The sequence below is a fragment of the Ruixingdingia sedimenti genome, from assembly GCF_031432425.1.
In the GTDB taxonomy this organism is placed as follows: Bacteria; Pseudomonadota; Alphaproteobacteria; order Rhodobacterales; family Rhodobacteraceae; genus Ruixingdingia; species Ruixingdingia sedimenti.
Genome location: NZ_JAVKPH010000012.1, coordinates 1 through 15,916 on the forward strand (window position 1 = coordinate 1; position 15,916 = coordinate 15,916).

Below are 15,916 nucleotides of genomic sequence, written 5' to 3' on the forward strand. Positions count from 1 at the left end.
TGGCCGGGGGCTTGGGGCCCCCGGCCGGGGCAACTCCACCTGTTTCGCGATGGCGAAGGCACGCGCCTTCGCCAGCCAGTGCGGGGGGTCAGCCCTCCACCCGATCCCGTACCCCGACCGCCGCGGCCGCCACCGCTTCCCCCTTCGGGGTCAGTGTCAGCAACGCCCCCTCGCGCCGGATCAGCCCGCGGTCGAGCGCGTGCAGGATCACCCGCCGGATACGCGGCGCGGCCCAGTGAAGATGATCGGCGAGGCCCTCGGCGGTATTCTCCTCCGCCTCCTCCGGGGTGCCGGCGTGGCTGGCCAGATGCGCGGCAAGGGTGCGGGCGTCATGCTCGACCCGCTCGCGCCGCTGCCTCAGGGCGCGGGCGACGACCCCGTGGCGCGGCGCGGCCAGAAAGGCTGCGGCAAAGAACGCCCCCGCCACCAGCGCCATCACTCCCCCGATCGACACATCCCCCGCCACCGCCAGCGGATAGCCCAGCATCGCCGCCGCCACCGCCAGCCCCATCGCCAGCCAGACCATCACCCCCAGACGGTCGGTCAGCAGCAGCGCCGTGGCCGGGGGCACGATGGCGAAGGCCACGAACAGCACCGCCCCCACCGCATCGAAGGCCGCCACCGCCGTGGCCGAGGTCAGCGCCAGCACCAGATTGGCCATGAGCCGCGGCCGCAGGCCCAAGGCCGCCGCAAGCCCGGGGTCGAAAGTGGCAAGCTTCAGTTCCTTGAACAGCGCCAGCACCACCGCGCCGTTCAGCACCGCGATCACCGTCAGCCAGACCACCGACCGCGGCACCTCGATCCCCGCCAGCGTCAGCGTGTCCAGCCAGACGAAACCGATCTCGCCCAGCAACACGGCATGCACATCCAGATGCAGGTTGCGCGCGTTGAGATTGATCAGCAGCACCCCCGCCGCGAACAGCGCCGGGAACACCAGCCCCGTCGCCGCATCGTGGCGCAGAAGGCGCGTGGCCGCCAGCGCCTCGGTCAGCGCCACCGTCGCCAGCCCCGCCAGCACCGCGCCGAGGATCTGCCACGGCCCCGCCACCGCGCCCGTCGCCATCCAGACCAGCACGATGCCCAGAACGATGGAATGGCTGATCGCATCGGTCAGCATCGCATTGCCGCGCAGCACCAGAAACGTGCCCGGCAGGGACGCGGCGATGCCGACCAGCGCGCCGGTCAGCACGATCATCGCGGGGATGGACAGGAAAAAGGCCTCGATCATCGCCTGCCCCCGTCTGCCGCCGCCTGCCGCCCGGCCTCGGTCAGGTGCCATTGCGCGCGGCCATCGGGCGGGGCGGCGCTCGGGCGCACCAGCCCTTCGGTTTCCAGCCGCCGCAACGTCCGCCGCGCGCCCGGCCCGTGCAGCGTGGCGATCATCCCGGCCTCTGCCCCATAGGCGGGATCATCGTGGTCGTCGGCAAGCTGTTGCAGGCTGGCCAGCACCCGCCGCCCCGCCAGCCGCCGCCGGGCCGCCTGCCGCCGGGCCGCCGCCGCCAGCAGCCCCCGTTCGGGCGCCAGCAGCAGCGAACCGGCCGCCAGCGCCGTCACCGCCAGCACGATCAGCGGCCCCGTGGCCAGCCCGCGCGCCCCCGCGCTGCCCACCGCGCCCGCGACGCCCGCCACCGCACCGAACAGCGCCGACAGCACCACCATCGGCCCCAACCGGCGCACCCATTGCCGCGCCGCCGCCGCGGGCGCGACCAGCATCGCCGTCATCAGCACGACGCCCACCATCTGCACCCCGATCACCACCGCCAGCGCCACCAGCAGCGTCAGCCCCAGTTCCAGCGCCATCACCGGCAGGCCCAGAACCGCGGCATAGAGGGGATCGAAGGCCACCAGCTTGAATTCCTTCCACAGCAGCAGGATCGCCGCCGCCACCAGCACGCCCACGCCCGCCATCACCGCGATGTCCGACCGCAGCATCGCCGCCGCCTGCCCGAAGAGGAAACTTTCCAGCCCCGCCTGCGCCGCCCCGCCCGCGCCCTGGATCGCCGTCAGCATCACCACGCCCGCGGCAAAGAACAGGCTCAGCACCAGGCCGAGCGCGGCGTCGGCCTTGATCCGGCTGGTGCGCGCGATCCAGACCACCGCGCCCGCCGCGGCCATCCCCGCGACCAGCGCCCCCGCGAGCATCGTTTCCAGCTGCCGCCCGCCCGCGATCAGGAAACCCGCGCAGATCCCGGGCAGCGCGGCATGGGCCACGGCATCGCCCATCAGGCTCTGCCGCCGCAACAGCGCGAAGGCCCCCACCGCACCCGCCACCGCGCCGAGGATCGCCGCGCCGAGCGCCACGGTCTGAAGCGTATAATCCGACAGCGCCGCGATCACCGCCCCACCCCCGGCAAGGCCACCTGCCCGCCATAGGCGCGGCGCAGGTTTTCGGCCGTATAGACATCGGCCACCCGTCCTTGGGCGATGACGCGGACGTTCAGCATCACCAGCCAGTCGAAATAGCGTTCGACCGTTTGCAGGTCGTGGTGCACCACCACCACCGTGCGCCCGGCGTCGCGCAGGCGGTGCAGCAGGTCCACGATGGTGCGTTCGGTCACCGCATCGACGCCCGCCATCGGCTCGTCCAGGATCACCAGATCGGCGTCCTGCACCAGCGCGCGGGCGATGAACACCCGCTGTTGCTGGCCGCCCGACAGTTGCGCGATCTGACGGCGGGCATAGTCCTGCATCGCCACCTGTTCCAGCGCCGCCATCGCCCGGTCCCGCGCCGCCCGCCCCGGGCGGCGGAACCAGCCGAGGCGGCCGTAAAGCCCCATCATCACCACATCCAGCACCGTGGTCGGGAAATCCCAGTCCACCGAGGACCGTTGCGGCACATAGGCGACCCGGCGGCGGGCGGCGGCATAGGGCAGGCCGAAGATGCGCACATGCCCGGCGACGGGGCGCACCAGCCCCAGAACGGCCTTGAGCAGCGTCGATTTCCCCGCCCCGTTCGGCCCCACGATGGCCGCCATCACCCCCGGCGGAATGTCGAGGTCGATGTCCCACAGCACCGGGCGGTCGTGATAGCTGACCGTCAGATCCTCGACATGCAGCGCGATATGCGGCTCGTGCAGGGCGTCTTCCCTCATTCCGTCACCCCCCAATGCGCGGCCCATCCGGCCAGTTCCGCAGGCAGGGGCGCGGGCATCCCGCCAAGGGCGGTGACGATGGCGCGGGTATTGGCGTGGATCATGCCGATATAGGTCCCCTCTGCCGTGCCCTCCGCCCCCATGGCGTCGGAATAAAGGCTGCCGCCCACCGCCAGATCATGCCCCAGATCGCGGGCGGCGGCGATCATCGCCTGGATCGTGCGGGGGTTGATCGTGCTTTCGACAAAGACAGCCGGCACACCCGCCTCGGCCACCAGCCTTGCGGTGCCTGCAATATCCGCCACGCTCGCCTCGCTTTCGGTGGACAGGCCCTGGATCGCCACCAGCCGCAGCCCGTAGGCCCGCCCGTAATAGCCGAAGGCGTCATGGGCCGTGACCAGCACCCGGGCGGGTTCCGGCAGGGCGCCGATACTGTCCGCTACCCATCGGTCGAGCGCGTCGAGTTCCGCCCCGATCCGTTCGGCATTGGCCGCGATGGGCCCGGCGCAATCGGGGGTCAGGCCGGTCAGCGCACCGGCCAGTGCCGGCAGGGTCTGGCGCCACAGCCCCGGGTCCATCCAGACATGCGGGTCCACCCCGTCCCCGGCGGCCAGTTCGTCCTGCGGCAGCGCCGCGCCCACGGCGACCACCGGCTTGCGCGCGGCGAAGCGGCCCAGAACCTCGGCCAGCTGCCCCTCCAGCCCCAGACCGAGGTAGAGCACGAGGTCCGCCCGGTCCATCGCCCGCACATCCGCCGGGGTCGCGCGGTAAAGATGCGGGTCCACCCCCGGGCCCATGAGGGTCGAGACCGCTGCGCATTCCCCCGCCACGCCCGCGGCCAGATCGCCGATCATGCCGATGGTCGCCAGCACCCCGGGCCGGTCGGCGGCGGCAGCGGCGGAAGGCAGGGCAAGCAGCATCACGAGGGACAGGGCGGCGCGCATCGAAGAATCCTCTATCACGGTTGGCTCATGGAACCTTAATTGAGAACCATTCGCAAGTAAAAACATGCGCCCCCTTTACCCGCAGGCCCGCTTGGCGCAGAACCGGGGCGGAACCCAGGGGGGCAGGCATGGCCAACACGCTTTACGACGCATTGTTCGCACCGCTTTCGGGACGCAGGACGCCCTTCCTGATCCTGCCCGATGGCAGGGCGATCACGGGCGACGCCTTCCTGCGCATGGTCCACCGCGCGGCCCATGCGATGCGCGCGGCGGGCGTGGGCGTGGGCGACCGGGTGACGGTGCAGGCGGCCAAGACGCCCGAGGCGCTGGCGCTCTACGGCGCCGCCGTCGCAGCGGGGGCGGTGTTCCTGCCGCTGAACACCGCCTATACCCCGGCCGAGGTGGATTACTTCGTCGGCAATGCCACGCCGAAACTGCTGATCGCCGACCCCGCGCAGGCCGAGGCGCTGGCCCCTATCGCCGCCGCCCATGGCGCGCGGCTGATGACGCTGGACGCCACGGGCAAGGGCAGCTTCGCCGACCTTGCCGAAGGGCAGCCCGATGCCTTCACCCCCGCCGAACGGGGGCCCGGGGATCTGGCGGGCCTGCTCTATACCTCCGGCACCACGGGGCGGTCGAAGGGGGCGATGATGTCGCACCGCAACCTTCTGTCCAATGCCGAGGTGCTGGTGGACCTCTGGCGCTTTACCCGCGATGACGTGCTGCTGCATGCCCTGCCGATCTTTCACACCCACGGGCTGTTCGTGGCGACGAACACGCTCCTGCTCGGCGGCGGGGCGATGATCTTCCTGCCCGGCTTCGATCTGGACACGGTGCTGCGCCTGATGCCGCAGGCCACCGCGATGATGGGGGTGCCGACCTTCTACACCCGGTTGCTGGACGATGCCCGCTTCACCCGGGACGCAGCGGCGGGGATGCGTCTGTTCATCTCCGGCTCGGCCCCCCTGCTGGCGGAAACGCACAACGCCTTTGCCGCGCGCACGGGCCACCGCATCCTCGAACGCTACGGGATGACGGAAACGAACATGATCACCTCCAACCCGCACGACGGCGACCGCCGCGCGGGCACCGTGGGCGCGCCCCTGCCGGGGGTGGAGGTCAAGGTGACGGACCCCGCGACCGGCGCCGCCCTGCCCGCGGGCGAGGTGGGAATGGTCGAGGTGCGGGGCCCGAACGTCTTTCAAGGCTACTGGCAGATGCCCGAAAAGACGAAAGAGGAACTGCGCCCTGACGGCTTTTTCATCACCGGCGATCTGGGGCGGTTCAGCGAGGACGGATACCTGACCATCGTCGGGCGGCAGAAGGATCTGGTGATCACCGGCGGCTTCAACGTCTACCCCAAAGAGGTGGAACTGGTGCTGGACGACCAGCCCGGCGTGCTGGAATCCGCCGTCATCGGCGTGCCCCACCCCGATTTCGGCGAAGCCGTTCTGGCCGTGATCGTCCCCGAAAAGGGCGCGGCGCCCGATCTTGCCGCCATCGACGCGGCGCTGCGCGCGACCCTCGCCCGGTTCAAGCAGCCCAAGGCGATAGAGCTTGTGCCCGCGCTGCCGCGCAATACGATGGGCAAGGTGCAGAAGAACGAACTGCGGGCGCGCTACGCCGCCCGATTCACCGGATAGGGGGAACCATGGCGCGGACGGTCATCATCGAATCCCACGGCGGGCCCGAGGTCCTGAAACTGGCCGACCGCCCGGTGGGCGACCCCGGGCCGGGCGAGGTGCGCATCCGCCACCACGCCTGCGGGCTGAACTTCATCGACATCTACCAGCGCAGCGGCCTTTACCCGATGCAGCTTCCCGCCGCCCTGGGGATGGAGGCCGCGGGCGTGGTCGAGGCCGTGGGCGAAGGCGTCGCCCATCTGCGCCCCGGCGACCGCGCGGCCTATGCCGCCATGCCGCCCGGCGCCTATGCCGAGGCGCGCGTGATGCCCGCGGCCCAGGTCTGCCCCCTGCCCGACGGCATTTCCTTCGAGGAAGGTGCCGCGATGATGCTCAAGGGCATGACGGTGCAATATCTGTTCCACCGCACCGTGCCGCTGAAGGCGGGCGACACGGTGCTGTTCCACGCCGCCGCCGGGGGCGTGGGGCTGATCGCCTGCCAATGGGCCAAATCGGAAGGCATCACCCTGATCGCCACCGCCGGCACGGATGAAAAATGCGCGCTGGCGCTGGCCCATGGCGCGGCCCATGCGATCAACTATACGATCGAGGATTTCCCCGCCCGCGTGCGCGACCTGACCGGCGGGCGCGGTGTCGATGCGGTGATGGATTCGGTGGGCGCCGCGACGTTCGACCGCTCGCTCGACTGCCTGCGGCCCCTGGGGATGATGATCTCCTTCGGCAATGCCTCGGGGCCGGTGCCGCCGGTCAATCTGGGGGTGTTGTCGGCCAAGGGCTCGCTGCAACTGACGCGGCCGACGCTTTTCACCCATATCGCCCGGCGCGAGGATTGCCAGACGATGGCGCGCACCCTGTTCGGCAAGGTGACATCGGGCGCGGTGAAGATCGTGATCGACCAGCGCTTCCCGCTGGCCGAGGTCGCCGCCGCCCACCGCGCGCTGGAATCGCGGGCGACCACGGGGGCGACGGTGCTGATCCCCTGACGGCATCCCGGGTGGATAACGCAGCGCCGGGGGCCAGCCCCCGGACCCCCGGGATATTTATGGACAGAAAATGAAGTGGCGGGGCGTGAGCACGACCCCGTTCATTTTCTGTCTCTCAAATATCCCCGCCGGAGGCTCCTGCCCCCTCCACCCGCACTGCCGCCGGGATCAGGCCGCGCGCGCCTCCAGCGGCCGTTCGCGGATCGGCAGGTGGACCAGCGCCGAGAATGCGCCCACGCCCACGCCGACCCACCAGACCATCGTGTAGTCGCCGGTGATGTCGTACATCCGCCCGCCGAGCCACACGCCGAGGAAGCTGCCCAATTGGTGGCTGAGGAACACGATGCCGTAGAGCGTGCCCATGTAGCGCAGCCCGTAGATATGTGCCACCAGGCCGGAGGTCAGCGGCACCGTCGCCAGCCACAAAAGACCCATCGACAGCGAGAACAGCAGCACCGTCGCCGGCGTCATCGGCAGCATGATGAACAGCGCCGCGATCACCGTGCGCGCGGCATAGATCCCCGCCAGCAGGTATTTCTTGGTAAAGCGGTGCCCCAGCCAGCCCGCCAGCACCGTGCCCACGATATTGGCCAGCCCGATCACCGCGATGGACACCGCGCCAAGCGCCGAGGTGGTGGAAATCCCGATCCCCGCCAGCATCCCCGAGGGGTCGATGGCCGCGCACATCTCCGTCACGAAGGCGGGGAAATGGGCGGTGACGAAGGCCAGCTGATAGCCGCAGGAAAAGAAGCCGAGGAAGATCATCGTATAGGACGGGTCGCGGAAGGCGCGGACCAGCACGCTGCCGAGGCTTTCTTCCAGTTCCGCCCGGGTCGCCGCCTCGGGCGCGCGCAGCCAGGGCAGCGCCAGCAGCGGCACCAGCACCACGGCGGCAAAGATCACGAACACCATCTGCCAGCTGAAATAGGCCAGCAGGATTTCGGCCGCCGGCGCCCCGATCACCTGTCCCGCCGACCCCGCCGCCGTCGCGATGCCGAGCGCGAGCGAGCGGTGTTCGGGCGCGGCCGTCCGGCCCACCACGGCGAGGATCACGCCGAAGCCCATCCCCGCGACGCCGAAGCCCACCAGCACCTCCAGCAGCTGCATCTGCAAGGGCGTCACCGCGAAAGCCGTCAGCAGCAGCCCCGCGGCATAGGTCAGCGCCCCGAGCACGATGGCGCGCCGGTCGCCGAACCGTTCCGCCAGCGCGCCGAACAGCGGCTGCCCGATCCCCCAGGCAAGGTTCTGGATCGCGATGGCCATCGAGAATTCCGCCCGCGGCCAGCCGAATTCCGACCCGATGGGGATCTGGAACACGCCGAAGCTCGCCCTTATGGCAAAGCCGATCATCAGCACGAGGCTGCCGGCGATCAGCACCGGCGTGAACAGGGGGGCTTTGGTCATCGGGGGCTCCGGGGGGCGGAAGGGATGGGTCAGGCGGCGGTGGCGGTCAGGGCCTCGCCCGCCTGCCCGGTGATGCGGGCGGGAACGATGCGGCCCTCGGGCTGGTCGGTATCGAGATGCACTTCGGTGAACTGCGCGGTACGGCCCATGCGCGGGGATTCCATCAGCACCTGATGCAGCCGCCCCTGCTGTTCGGCCAGATGGCGGGCCAGCGCCGCCCCCCCCGCCGCCCGCAGCCGCGCCGCGCGGTCGCGGATCGCCGGGCCCGCCACCTGCGGCATGCGCGCCGCGGGCGTGCCCTTGCGGGGCGAGAAGGGAAAGACATGCAGGAAGGTCAGCCCGCAATCGGCCACCAGCCGCAGCGAGTTTTCGAACATCGCCTCGGTCTCGGTCGGGAAACCGGCGATGATGTCGGCGCCGAAGACGATATCGGGGCGCAGGCGGCGCGCATCCTCGCAGAACCGGATCGCGTCGTCGCGCAGGTGGCGGCGCTTCATCCGTTTCAGGATCATGTTGTCGCCCGCCTGCAACGACAGGTGCAGATGCGGCATCAGCCGGGGCTCGGTCGCGATCGCCTCCATCAGCCGCGGATCCGCCTCGATCGAGTCGATCGAGGAAATCCGCAGCCGCGGCAGGTCGGGCACCAGCCGCAGGATGCGCATCACCAGGTCGCCAAGGCGCGGCGCCCCCGGCAGGTCGGCGCCCCAGCTGGTCAGATCCACCCCCGTCAGCACGACCTCGTTGAAGCCGCGATCCACCAGCCGGCGGATCTGTTCCACCACCACCCCGGCGGGGACGGACCGCGAATTGCCCCGGCCATAGGGGATGATGCAGAAGGTGCAGCGGTGGTCGCAGCCGTTCTGCACCTGCACATAGGCGCGGTGGCGGCCGAAGCCGTCGATCAGGTGGCCGGCGGTTTCGCGCACCGACATGATGTCGTCCACCATAACCTTTTCCGTCGCCCCGATCAGGTCGGGGGCGGCAAGGCCGGCCCAGGTTTCGGCCTGCATCTTTTCGTGGTTGCCGATGACGCGCGTGACCTCGGGCATTTCGGCGAAGGTCTCGGGCTCGGTCTGCGCCGCGCAGCCGGTAACGATGATCGGCGCGCCGGGGTTTTCGCGCGCGAGCCGGCGGATTTCCTGCCGCGCCTTGCGCACCGCCTCTGCCGTCACCGCGCAGGTGTTGACGATCACCGCGCCCTCGATCCCGGCCTGTGCGGCAAGTTCCTTCATCGCCTCGGTTTCATAGGCGTTCAGGCGGCAGCCGAGCGTGGCGAAGACCGGCGCGCCCATCACAGCGCCGCCAGAAAGGCGGGCGTCAGCCAGCCGGTGAAGATATGGGCGGTGGGGGCCTCCATCCACACGCCATCCTCGCGCCAGTCGATGTCGAGCGTCCCGCCATCGACATGCACCGTCACCCGCCGCCCCGTAAGCCCCCGCCGCGCCGCCGCCACCGCCGCCGCGCAGGAGCAGGAGCCAGAGGCCAGCGTCACCCCTGTGCCGCGTTCCCAGATCCGCAGGCGGATCGCGTGGGGCGACAGCACCTGCACGAATTCCACGTTGGTGCGCTGCGGGAACAGCGGGTGGTGTTCGTATCGGGGCCCGAGCGTTTCCAGCGCCACCGCCGCGGCATCCGGCACGAAGAACGTGCAATGCGGGTTGCCCATGCCGGTCGCCACCGGATCGCCCTCGATGGGCAGGTGCAGCGTATCCATCGCCCGGGCCAGCGGGACATCGGCCCAGTCCGTCAGCGGCGCGCCCATGTTCACCCGCGTGCGCCCGCCCCCCGCATCCTCTGCCGCCAACACGCCGCGTTCGGTGCGCAGCCGCAGCGCGGGCTTGCCGGTTTCATCGAGGATCATCCGCGCGATGCAGCGGGTGGCGTTGCCGCAGGTGGACGATTCGCTGCCATCGGCGTTGAGGAACCGCAGGAAGGCATCCGACTGCGCGTCGGGCTCGATCACCGCCAGCTGGTCGAAGCCGACGCCCCGGTGCCGGTCCGCCAGCGCACGCGCCAGCGCGGCCGTTACCGGCGCCCCGCCCTCGCGGCGGTCGAACACTACAAAATCGTTGCCCAGGCCGTGCATCTTCATGAAGCGCAGGCCATCGCGGAAAAGCGTCTGGTCCATGACGCGGCTATACGTCCGCGCGCGGGAAAATGCCAGATCCCTCCGATTTATCCGCGCAACCCCCTTGACCACGCCCGGCGAAAACCATAGTCAGCGCCGCAGTGGGGCCGGTAGCTCAGTTGGTAGAGCAGCTGACTTTTAATCAGCGGGTCACAGGTTCGAATCCTGTCCGGCTCACCACTTCAATCCAGTGTCGGGCGACAGGGTAAGTGTCGCAAACGTCGCTGAATCTATTTCAAATGACATGCGAGATTAACTCAACCTGCTTTTGGCAGGGCTTCAAGGGTGTCTTTCCAGACGTGCGAACGCTCCGCCGACCGGGATCGGCGGGGCGCTGTTTTGCAGGTTTTCGGGATCAGATCGCGATGACCGGCGCGGCTTCGTGGCGCAGACAGCAGACCAACGGGCTTTGACACACCCTCGACCGATCATGCATTCATGCCCCCCTCCGCGAATACCAGTTCCGGCAGGATCACCTCCCATTCCGGGCGGCGGTTCAGGTGGCTCCAGGCTTCATCGCCGTCTTCGGCGCGCCAGATCATGACGGCGGCAACCTCCGCCTGTTGCAGGCTCATCCCCTCGGGCGGGGCGAAGGCGCGGGACATGCGGCCGAGCGTCCGGCCCCCGGCATCCCGGATCAGCCAGCGGTCGCCCTCGCGGGCCAGCGTCACCGGATCGCCGACCCGCGCCGCGGTGATCGCGGCCAGAGAAGGGTGACTGCCGGGCAAGCGACCGGCCCAGGACAGATCGACCAGCTTCGGATCGGGCACGACATAGCGCCGGCGCAGTTTCGGCAGGGCCGAGGTATCGGGCGCCACGCGGCGCGGCAGGACGCCCGGCGTTTCCGGGCCGACGAAGGGATGGGCGCCATCCGCCAGCACCGTCAGGCTGTGCCTGGCGCGGGTCATCGCCACATAGAACAGCCGGCGGGGGGCCTCGGCGTCCTCTCCCTTCGACGGGCGTTCCCAGCCGCCGTGCAGGATGGCGACATGATCGAATTCCAGCCCCTTGGCGCGATGCGCGGTCAAGAGAAGCAAGCCGCGCTGTTCACCCCGGACATCCCGGGCCCATTCGCCGAACCAGTCCACCAGGTCCGGCACGGGGATGGATTTGCCGCCCAACTCCCGCGCCAGCGCGCCCAAACCCTCGCCGATCAGATCGGTCCAGCGCGACTGGGGCAGCCCGTTCAGAAGCCCGATCAATTCGACTACGGACCAGAGCTTTGTGCGGTCCTTCAACAGCGCCCGGACAAGCCCCTGCATCTCGCGCAGCCGCCAGAGCGAGGGCATGGTTTCATTCGCCACCTCGACCGGCAGGCCGAGCGCCTCGGCATAGGCGCGCACGGGTTCCAGCCGGCGCCATTCGCGGGCGATGATCGCCGCATTCCGCCAGGACCAGTCGGGATCGAGGCGCGAGAGGCGAAGAAGCTCGTCCACCGCCGCCATGGCCTGCGCCTCGTCGCCCCGCGGGCAGTCCAGCCGCGTCACCCGCCCCTGCGCCACCGGATCGAGCGCCGCCATCCTGCCGCCGGGCGGGGCCTTTGCCCGGGCGCGGTCGGGCGTGATGTCATGGCCCACTTTCATCCGGTCCGGCGCGGCCCCGATCACCGCATTGGACGCGGCGATGATATGGCCGGTGGAGCGGTAGTTCTCGGTCAGGAACACGGGCTTGGCCGAATAGTCCGCCTCGAACCGGCGGATGTAGTCGATGGAGGCGCCCGCGAAGGCATAGATGTTCTGGTCGTCGTCCCCCACGGCGAACAGGCTGAGCCGCTGGTCGGTGTCCTCCAGCGTCCGGCCCGCCACGGCGGCGATCAGCGCATATTCCTCGGGGCCGATGTCCTGGTATTCGTCGACCAGAATCCAGCGAAAGCCCTGGATCAGCGTCTCGCGCAGGGCCTCGGCCTCGGCCTTGCCAAGGCCGTCGCCGCGCAGAAGGCCGACCGCCTCCATCACGATGCCGTCGAAATCGCGTGCGCCCTCGCCCATCCCGGCGAAACTGGCCCCGACCAGCCGCATCGCCAATGCGTGACAGGTGGAAATGGTGACACCGATCGCATCATTCCCGATCAGGTTGCGCAAACGCTCGCGGATCTCGGCGGCGGCATGGCGGTTGTAGGTAAGGACGAGGATGCCGCGCGGATCCTCGCGCCGGACCCGCACCAGATAGGCGATCCGGTGGACCAGCACCCGCGTCTTGCCCGAACCGGGGCCGGCCAGCACCAGCACGTTGGTCTGTTCGCGGTCATCGCGAACGATGTCCTGCTGCACCGGATTGCCCAAGGACTCGACAATGGCCTTCCACGAGGTTCCGGTGGTCTGGCGGCGCATCTCGACGCCCCGGCCGGGCATCCAGCGGCGCACGAAGGCATCGCGGTCCAGCACGAAGTAGTCTTCCGACAGGCGCAGCGCCTGATCCATCGCCGTCAGGCCCTTTTCGGCATAGGCAGCCATCACATGGGTCTGGATCGTCTGTTCGGTGTAATGCTCTTCCAGCGGCGTGAAATGCTGCACGGTGAACGGCCCGCCCCTGGGGTTCAGATGCACCGTCATCGCCGGGCGGAATACGGTCAGCCCGCGCCCCAGTGTCACCTCCTGCTGCTCGTGCAGCCACAAAAGCGCGCGGTCCATCAGGCGCGAGATATCCTGGACCGAACTGCGCAACAACGCATCCCCGTTCAGATGCGCCTGCATTTCGCCGACCGTGGTCTCGATCTGGAGATCCTTGCCGCGCGCGCCCTTCGGCAGCTTGCCCAGAAGCAGGCCCAACAGCGCCTCGGCCGCTTCGCGCCGCAGGCGGGCGGTCTGGTCCAGCACGTTCCATGACCGCTGCAACCGCAGGAACAGCGTATTGCGCGAAGGCTTGCGCAAATTGAGGTTGCCCCGCCCGCCATCCTGATCGCGCCCGTCGTGGGCCATGCCGCGCAACAGGCCCTCGACCAGATCGGGGCGGACGGCCGTGTGCCCGCGCTCGCGCAGCGCCTGACAGGTTTCGGCCAGATGCAGAGGTTGCGCATCATGTCCGTCCGCATCGGGCACGGCCTCGCGCATCAGGGCGATCAGATCGGTCTCCAGCCGGGCCGCCTGTTCAAGGCGGCGGATCGAGGCATCCTCGACCCCGGAATGGATGAAGATCGTCACCGCGGTGTCGTTGGTGGCGATGCCGAGGGTTTCAAGATCGCCAAGCGCCTTGCGCAGCGCCCCGCCTGTCAGACCGCAGGCGCCGGTCAGGTCGTCGGTCGAAATGCCCCCATCGGCCGGGGCATTCATCACGTGGCGGACGATATCCAGCAGTTCCTTGCGGCGTGTGCCGGTGATAGCCTGACGTTCAAGGATTGCTTCGGCCTCTTCCACCCTGTGGATACGCAGGGATGACGGAAAGACCTGCACCCGGTTCTCCTCGCGCGTCAGAAGATGCGCTTCCTCCAGCCAGGATACGGCGGTCTTGACGCGGGTGTCGTCGGTGGTGCTGTCGCGTTCGAACTCCTGATCACGCTCCTCGCGGACGATCTCGCCCGGGGTGGCCACGACCTCGCCGTTCTTCTTCGTGCGGGTATCGAGGCGGCGCAGCGCCTTCAGGATCGCGCCGATCTCGTGCCGCGCAAGGCGCGAACGGGCGGTCAGGCTGAACTGCCGTTCCACATCATCGGCGCTGAACAGCAGAACGCAATTCGCGGGCCCCCGGTCGCGCCCGGCCCGGCCGGCCTCTTGCAGATAGTTCTCCAATGATCCGGGAATGTCGCCATGCACCACCAGCCGGATATCGGGCTTGTCGATCCCCATGCCGAAGGCATTGGTCGCGGCGATGATGCGCAGATCGCCGACCCGGAACCTTTCCTGAATCTCGCGCTTTTCCTCGGCCGTCAGCCCGGCGTGGAAGCGTTCGGCGGCAAGGCCCTGCCCTTGCAGGAAGGCCGCGACCTTTTCCGTCGCACCCCGCGTCGCGCAATAGACCACGGCGCCCGAGGCGCCTTCGGCCGGCAGGTTCGCCTCGATGGCGTTCAGGATGTCGGTCAGCTTGGTGTTGCGCTGCGTCGGCAGCACGGCGAAGGACAGGTTCGTCCGCACCGCGCCGCCGTCCAGCAGCATCAACTCGGTGCCCAGACGCGCCTTGAAATGCGCGCGGATGTCGCGCACCACCTCGGGCTTGGCGGTCGCGGTCAGGCACAGCACCGGCGCGGGCTCGTCGCCCGAGAATTCCTTGATGAAGCGGCTGACGTAACGGTAGTCGGGCCGGAAATCATGCCCCCATTTCGAGACGCAATGCGCCTCGTCCAGCACCCAGAGCCCGACCTCGCGCTGCGCCAGCACCGACCGGACCGAAACCGAACGCAACTGTTCCGGCGCGATGAGCAGGATCGCGGCATCCCCCATGCGCACCTTTTCCAGCGCATCGTGCCGTTCGGGCAGCGAGAGCATCCCGTTCACCGTCACCGCCGAGGAAATCCCGGCACGGGCCAGCCCCTGCACCTGATCGGCCATCAGCGCCACCAGGGGCGAGATCACCACGGTCAGCGCGCCGATCCGGTCGAATTTCGACAGCGCCGGGATCTGGTAGCAGACCGATTTCCCCGTACCGGTCGGCAGGATGCCAAGCACGCTCTGCCCCGCCAGGGATTCCGCCACGATCCGTTCCTGCAACGGCCGCCCCATCTCGTCCATCGGTTCGGGCCGGAAGGCGGGAAAGCCGAACCAGCGTTCCAGCGCCTTGGCCGGGTCGTTCTTTTCGGCGCACCATGCGCAATCCGGGTCGCCGCAGGCGGCGTCGCGCAGGTGCCGCACGATCCGCCCCGCCTCGGGGAATTGCGCCCGCACCCAGGGCGGCATGACGGATTCCCCGCCCGCCACACCGATCCACGCCAGCGCATAGGCCATCGGCCAGCCGAGCCGCGGGTCGGGCAGGCGCGTCAGGGTCTGTTCCAGCCGATGGGCGCAGGCCCGCCCGGCAAGTGCGCGCCGAAGTGCGGCTTCGGCCTCCGGGGCGGTCGGGGCGGGTTTTCCCCGCAACGCGCGAAAGACCGCATCGAACCCCGCAATGCCCGCGCCCCGGGTGGTCAGATAATGATAGAGGGCCAGCGTATCGGGCGCCTCCTGCCCGATGCCGTCCAGCGCCTCGATCTGGTTGGCGAAAACCTCGAGGACCAGCCGGGCATCCAGTTCCGGGTCGTTCACATGACCCGCCTGCAACCGCCCGTCATGGTAGTGTTTGACCAGCCGGTGATAGGGATTGCGTGGAAAGGCCAACGGATTGAGCCAAAGCGTGTCGATCGCCCCCTCGGCCAGCATGGCCAATCGCGGCCGGACGGCCAGCAGGTGCGGCAGGTCGTGGCGCAGGATATTGTGGCCGATCAGATGGGACGCGCCCTGGCAGAAGTTCTCCAGCCGGTCCAGCGCGCCGGCGAGATCGCCCTTCCGGTGAAGGAGTGCCGCACCATTCCCTTTGACGGCCGCAAAGGCGAAGATCCGGGCCGTCCCGGGATCGACCTCCAGATCGATGGAAAGCAGGCTTTCCGTCAGGGCGGATGCAACGGGCAAATCGGGTATGGTCTTTCTGCTTTCTCGATCTTTTAACCGATAGCCCGTCGGCTAGTGCTGGTGAAGAGTTTCGTTCAGCGGGGCTCCTGCTACCAGTCCCCGCAGGCTTTGTCCGAACCCGACTACCGCAATCGCCCGCCCCGCCGCACTCGATGAGAGTTCCGTGCGCCGGGCTGTCCCATACTGCC

10 protein-coding genes and 1 tRNA gene are annotated in these 15,916 nt (G+C 69.2%); 3 read left to right on the top strand and 8 right to left on the bottom strand.

The annotated features are described in order from the left end of the window. Positions 1-88: 88 nt before the first annotated feature. From RGD00_RS11560 to RGD00_RS11575, 4 genes are read right to left on the bottom strand one after another with little or no spacing between them, the layout of a single operon-like run. Positions 89-1,228 carry a metal ABC transporter permease gene (locus RGD00_RS11560; protein ID WP_310457486.1) on the bottom strand — a complete coding sequence of 380 codons (1,140 nt, stop codon included), beginning with the start codon at positions 1,226-1,228 and terminating at the stop codon, positions 89-91. Next, entirely contained in the window at positions 1,225-2,337 is a 1,113-nt protein-coding gene (locus RGD00_RS11565; RefSeq protein WP_310457487.1) for a metal ABC transporter permease, read from the bottom strand. Before RGD00_RS11565 ends, RGD00_RS11560 begins: the two co-directional genes overlap by 4 nt. Then, the gene (locus RGD00_RS11570; RefSeq protein ID WP_310457488.1) at positions 2,334-3,092 is read right to left on the bottom strand and encodes a metal ABC transporter ATP-binding protein; all 759 of its coding nucleotides are present in this window, start codon (positions 3,090-3,092) and stop codon (positions 2,334-2,336) included. The genes RGD00_RS11565 and RGD00_RS11570 overlap by 4 nt, the downstream gene beginning before the upstream one ends. After that, positions 3,089-4,036, bottom strand: a complete 948-nt coding sequence (locus tag RGD00_RS11575; RefSeq protein ID WP_310457489.1) for a metal ABC transporter solute-binding protein, Zn/Mn family — start codon at positions 4,034-4,036, stop codon at positions 3,089-3,091. The genes RGD00_RS11570 and RGD00_RS11575 overlap by 4 nt, the downstream gene beginning before the upstream one ends. Before the next feature lie 128 nt (positions 4,037-4,164). On the opposite strand from RGD00_RS11575, the gene RGD00_RS11580 reads away from it, so the two are divergent. Together RGD00_RS11580 and RGD00_RS11585 are read left to right on the top strand one after the other, a co-directional pair. Continuing rightward, complete coding sequence (locus RGD00_RS11580) at positions 4,165-5,679, top strand: malonate--CoA ligase (protein WP_310457490.1); 1,515 nt, start codon at positions 4,165-4,167, stop codon at positions 5,677-5,679. Between the two features lie 8 nt (positions 5,680-5,687). Continuing rightward, on the top strand, positions 5,688-6,662 hold the full coding sequence (locus RGD00_RS11585; RefSeq protein WP_310457491.1) for a quinone oxidoreductase family protein: 975 nt from the start codon (positions 5,688-5,690) through the stop codon (positions 6,660-6,662). Between the two features lie 168 nt (positions 6,663-6,830). Here the strand turns inward: RGD00_RS11585 and RGD00_RS11590 are convergent, their stop codons facing one another. Genes RGD00_RS11590 through dapF form a run of 3 tightly spaced genes read right to left on the bottom strand, consistent with a single transcriptional unit; the run spans position 6,831 to position 10,194 of the window. Next, the gene (locus tag RGD00_RS11590) at positions 6,831-8,066 is read right to left on the bottom strand and encodes an MFS transporter (protein ID WP_310457492.1); all 1,236 of its coding nucleotides are present in this window, start codon (positions 8,064-8,066) and stop codon (positions 6,831-6,833) included. Positions 8,067-8,095: 29 nt separating this feature from the next. Further along, positions 8,096-9,358, bottom strand: coding sequence for a tRNA (N(6)-L-threonylcarbamoyladenosine(37)-C(2))-methylthiotransferase MtaB (gene mtaB, locus RGD00_RS11595; protein WP_310457493.1), 1,263 nt, complete (start codon positions 9,356-9,358; stop codon positions 8,096-8,098). Beyond that, positions 9,358-10,194, bottom strand: a complete 837-nt coding sequence (gene dapF, locus RGD00_RS11600) for a diaminopimelate epimerase (RefSeq protein WP_310457494.1) — start codon at positions 10,192-10,194, stop codon at positions 9,358-9,360. Before dapF ends, mtaB begins: the two co-directional genes overlap by 1 nt. Before the next feature lie 104 nt (positions 10,195-10,298). Between dapF and RGD00_RS11605 the strand changes: the two genes are divergently transcribed. Next, positions 10,299-10,374, top strand: a tRNA-Lys gene (locus RGD00_RS11605). A gap of 248 nt (positions 10,375-10,622) precedes the next feature. Here the strand turns inward: RGD00_RS11605 and RGD00_RS11610 are convergent. Then, positions 10,623-15,728: a RecQ family ATP-dependent DNA helicase gene (locus RGD00_RS11610; RefSeq protein WP_310457495.1), complete on the bottom strand. Its 5,106-nt coding sequence runs from the start codon at positions 15,726-15,728 to the stop codon at positions 10,623-10,625. Positions 15,729-15,916 lie beyond the last annotated feature (188 nt).